Origin of the sequence: Bacillus sp. NPDC094106, from assembly GCF_044764345.1 — a bacterium.
Taxonomy (GTDB): Bacteria; Bacillota; Bacilli; order Bacillales; family Bacillaceae_G; genus Bacillus_A.
Genome location: NZ_JBIWHY010000042.1, coordinates 1 through 4,267, shown reverse-complemented (window position 1 = coordinate 4,267; position 4,267 = coordinate 1). Strand labels below are relative to the sequence as shown.

At 37.5% G+C, this 4,267-nt stretch carries 2 protein-coding genes and 2 rRNA genes; 1 reads left to right on the top strand and 3 read right to left on the bottom strand.

Translation table 11 applies throughout. From position 1 onward, the window contains the following. Together ACIQ7L_RS28075 and ACIQ7L_RS28070 are read right to left on the bottom strand one after the other, a co-directional pair. A 16S ribosomal RNA gene (locus ACIQ7L_RS28075) occupies positions 1-91 on the bottom strand; the annotation flags it as partial. Between the two features lie 399 nt (positions 92-490). After that, the gene (locus ACIQ7L_RS28070) at positions 491-3,526 is read right to left on the bottom strand and encodes an efflux RND transporter permease subunit (protein ID WP_400573494.1); all 3,036 of its coding nucleotides are present in this window, start codon (positions 3,524-3,526) and stop codon (positions 491-493) included. 139 nt (positions 3,527-3,665) lie between these two features. Here ACIQ7L_RS28070 and ACIQ7L_RS28065 point away from each other — a divergent pair, with 139 nt between their 5' ends. Beyond that, entirely contained in the window at positions 3,666-3,824 is a 159-nt protein-coding gene (locus ACIQ7L_RS28065; RefSeq protein ID WP_400573495.1) for a PAN domain-containing protein, read from the top strand. Positions 3,825-4,138: 314 nt separating this feature from the next. Here the strand turns inward: ACIQ7L_RS28065 and rrf are convergent. Further along, a 5S ribosomal RNA gene (gene rrf, locus ACIQ7L_RS28060) occupies positions 4,139-4,254 on the bottom strand. Positions 4,255-4,267 lie beyond the last annotated feature (13 nt).

Genomic DNA, 4,267 nt, shown 5'->3' with positions numbered 1-4,267 from the left:
TAAGAGCAAGCTCTTAATCCATTCGCTCGACTTGCATGTATTAGGCACGCCGCCAGCGTTCATCCTGAGCCAGGATCAAACTCTCCAATAAAGTTTGTCTAGCATCTAAAATAAAAATTGACGTTTCACGTTGTTTGTTTCGTTCAGTTTTCAAAGAACTCGTTTGCCGCTCATTTGCGACTCCCTTATGTTAACATTTCTGTGTTTCAATGTCAACTAAGTTTTTTATTTCGTTTGTCGCGTTTTGCTCTATTGCTATCGGCGACTCTTAATATAATACACCCTTATTTCCACAAAATCAATATATTTTTTGTTTTTTCTTCATGCATGTTTCCATTTCATTGTTAACCTAAAATCTTTTCCCAACTAATCTATCAAATAGTAATGACTGTCTCACCAATTCTACCGCCTATATAATTTTATGAAGCTATCCTCTTTATTTATAAAAAAACTAAGGGAACAGAATACTTTCTCCCGTCCCCTTAGTTTTTTATGCTGTTTCTTTTTTCGCCCTCGAAACTCTTCTTTTCATTGTAAAATTCCATTTCAACCTACTCATCACATAGTATGCAGTCGGGACTATGACTAATGTTAAAAGCGTAGATGTTAGTAAGCCAGAAATTACAACGATAGCAAGAGAACGAGAAATAAGCCCTCCCTCGGTCGACAACGCCAACGGTGTAAGTGCACCTATTGTAGCAAGAGCCGTCATTAAAATCGGACGAAGTCTTGTTACCCCTGCTTCTAATAAAGCTTCTTTTATAGCCATTCCTTGTTTTTCATTTTGTATAACACGATCCATCAGCACAATAGCATTCGTTACAACAATTCCAATTAACATAAGAAACCCAACCAATGCCGGCATACCTAAAGGTTCTTTCGTAAGGTATAAGCCAAGCAAACCACCTGTAAAAAGAAATGGTAAAGAAAATAGAATTGCAAACGGAGCCATTGCATTTCCAAATGTCACTAGCATCACAACAAAGACAAGTACAACAGCAATCCCCATAGCAATAATCATATTTTGGAACCCTTCATTCATAGCTTGTGACTGTCCTTCAGAGCGATACTTAATACCTTTTGGTAAATCTGAATCTTTTAAACGCTTATCTACCTCAGCTTGCACACCAGATACATTATCTGTTGTAAATCTTGCACTTACTTGTACATACTCTTGCTGATTTAAGCGATACAAAGCAGTAGGTCCCGGTGCTTCAGAGAGGGTGGCTACATCCGACAATTTTACCTGTTGCCCAGTAGGACTCATAATAATTTGATTCGTAATGCTTTCAATAGATGTAAGATTATCATTTTTCAATCCTAGATTCACTGAAGTCGGTTTTCCGTCTAATTGGACTGTCGTAACACTTTCACCAGCAATACTCCCTCTTACAAAAGCCGCAATCATCATCGGATTCAAACCTTTTCCCACTGCTTTTTCTTCATCAATTGACAAATTAAGTTGCGGTTTTACAGCGGATAAATTTGTTTTCACATTCGACAAGCCCTTTATATCCTTTATCTTCTCTACAATCTTATTCCCGGCAGTCTCCAAATCCTTAGCATTTCCGCCTTCCACAATAAGAACAAATTGTCCTCCACCTGTTATACCAATCGGTGTCAAAGCTGTTTCGATACCCGTTCCTAGATTTTTCATCTTTTCTTTTACATCTTTTTCAAAAGTCGTTATTCCTTCTTTCGTCATATCATCCTTCAAATCAATAGACAAACGAATTCTTTCTCCTGAAACAATCGTTTGATAGCTTTTCACACTCACTTGTTTACTAAGAATACTTTCCATATCTTTAGCTACACCATTAGCTTTGTCAAGTGATGTTCCAACAGGTAAATCTGCTGTCAGATTATATGAAGCCGCCTTTTCTTCTGGTAAAAAGTTTTTCGGGATCAGCGGCACAAGCCCTAAAGATGAAACAAATACGACAAAAGCGAGAAAGAGTGTAATCATCTTTTTCTGAATCGCCCAGCTCAGCACACGCCGATATGCTCTCTGCAATATTGTTTCTTTCGGCTCCTTATGCTTCAAACGTAGCAAGAAAAATTTAGCAAGCAAAGGGACAACTGTTAACGAAACAAGTAAAGAAAAAGCAAGTGCAACAATAACTGTAATTCCGAACGGAGCAAAAAACTTGCCAACAATTCCCGGAACGAATGAAAGTGGACCAAATACTGCCATAGTCGTAATTGTTGAAGATGTAACCGCACCGCCAACTTCTTTAGCAGCTGCTAATACCATGTTTGCATCACGCTTTGCGCTGCTTAATGTTCTGCGGTAGATGTTTTCAATGACTACGATAGAATCATCAATTACTCGGCCAACAGCTACTGCAATACCAGCTAGCGTCATCATATTCAAACTATAATGTAAATACTTCATCGTAATCATCGCTGCTAAAACAGACAGCGGAATTGATAGCACAGCTACAATTGTAGCTCTTATATTACGTAAGAATACAAATGTCACAATGACAGCAAACAATGTACCTAGCAACACTTCCCTAAGCATACTATTAACTGATTTTTCTACCTGCTTTGAGCTGTCATACAACTTTGTCAGTTTATAACCCTCTGGTAATTGTAGATCAGATAGTTTTTGGTTAATTTGTTTGACCACTTCCACTGCATTAGCTCCTGGCTGCGCTTTAACAGATACAAGAACTGCAGGCGTGTCTTTTAATCTCGTATATACAGTTTCTGTTTTACTTCCATATTCTACAGTTGCTACATCTGACAATTTAACCGTTTGTACTCCCTCAGCACTTGGTACTGCCATTTTCATATTGTTCACATCAGTAAGCGATTTAAGTTTGTAATCAGCCTGAACATTTAATGTTTTTTCATTAATGCTCACCTGGCCTGCTGGAAAAGAAAAATTGTGTGCTAAAAGTGCTTGCTTTACTATGTCATAAGTAATCTTTTTTTCTTTCATTTTTTCAACATCAAGTCTAATAGACAATTGCTTTTCGGTTTCACCTGACACATCTACCTTGCCGATATTTTCAACAGTAGACAAAGTCGGTTTAATCCGATCGTTCACATATTGTGAAATATCCGCCTGCTTAGCATTGTCTGAAGAAAGCGCGAAAGTAAATATTGGCATCTGTGAAGGTCCATCTTTCATAACGACAGGTTTCCCTGCATCCTCTGGTAATTTTAGAGATGCAACAGCACTCGTCACATCTTTTTCAGCCTCATCCATCTTCCTGTCCATATCAAATCCTAAAATAGCAACTACCATGTTGCTATGAGCTTCAATATATAAATTATCAAGCTTTTGAATACTAGAAAATGCAGTTTCTAGCGGCTTTCCTATATCATTTAACCCTTGCTCTGGCGTGGCACCCATATAAGGGACTTGCACAACCATATACGGAATATCAACGTTTGGCATTTCTTCCATCTCTATTGTTTTAATAGAATATAATCCCCCGACAACAATAAAAATCATCGCGAGAAAGACAACACCTACATTTTTTAAAGAAAAGCGAATCCACGACCCCACCGTCATTCCTCCCATCCCTTTGTACTAAGGAAAATAATCTTACTTACATAATCTCTATAAATCGTAATCCTCCCCTACTTATATTTTCTTCACTCTTTCATAATTGTAAATTTTATCCTTTTACTCCACATCAACCGCATGATGGATTCTAAACTCAGCCCAAAGACCTATATCGAATCACACAGCGTTAAGCATACAGAAAATTCCTTCTATACAGCAGTGTAAAAAGTCATGTTCTAAACATGACAAAAAGGATTGTGCATTTTACACTTTCCATAAGCAGGAGGCACACATACCTCTTTGAGATTGCCAATCCACACAAATGATCTATCAATATTTGATTTCATGCTTTTTTTGGAAAAAGAATGTATTTAATTTCTTTCATAGAAAATTTAATATGCTTTGGAATACGAGGTCTCTTAGTAAAAATGAAAGGATATTTCTGATATGTTTTATAGAAATGAAGAATGATTTCCTGTTTTGATAGGTTTTTTCATGACCATTTGGTTCGTCTATTTCGATAAAATAAAGCTGAGTTCCTTTATTAAGAAATTCAGTGTTATTTTATAATGATAAAAATACACAAAAAAGACGAGTCATTCTGACTCGTCTAAGGTTGCTTGGCGACGTCCTACTCTCACAGGGACAAGGTCCCAACTACCATCGGCGCTAGAGAGCTTAACTTCCGTGTTCGGTATGGGAACGGGTGTGACCTCTCTGCCATCATCACCAAACTAATGAAGGCAT

What these genes read in the sequence shown, in the direction of transcription:
- ACIQ7L_RS28070 (WP_400573494.1), bottom strand. Translation starts at nt 3,526, where the DNA reads ATGACGGTGGGGTCGTGGATTCGCTTTTCTTTAAAAAATGTAGGTGTT.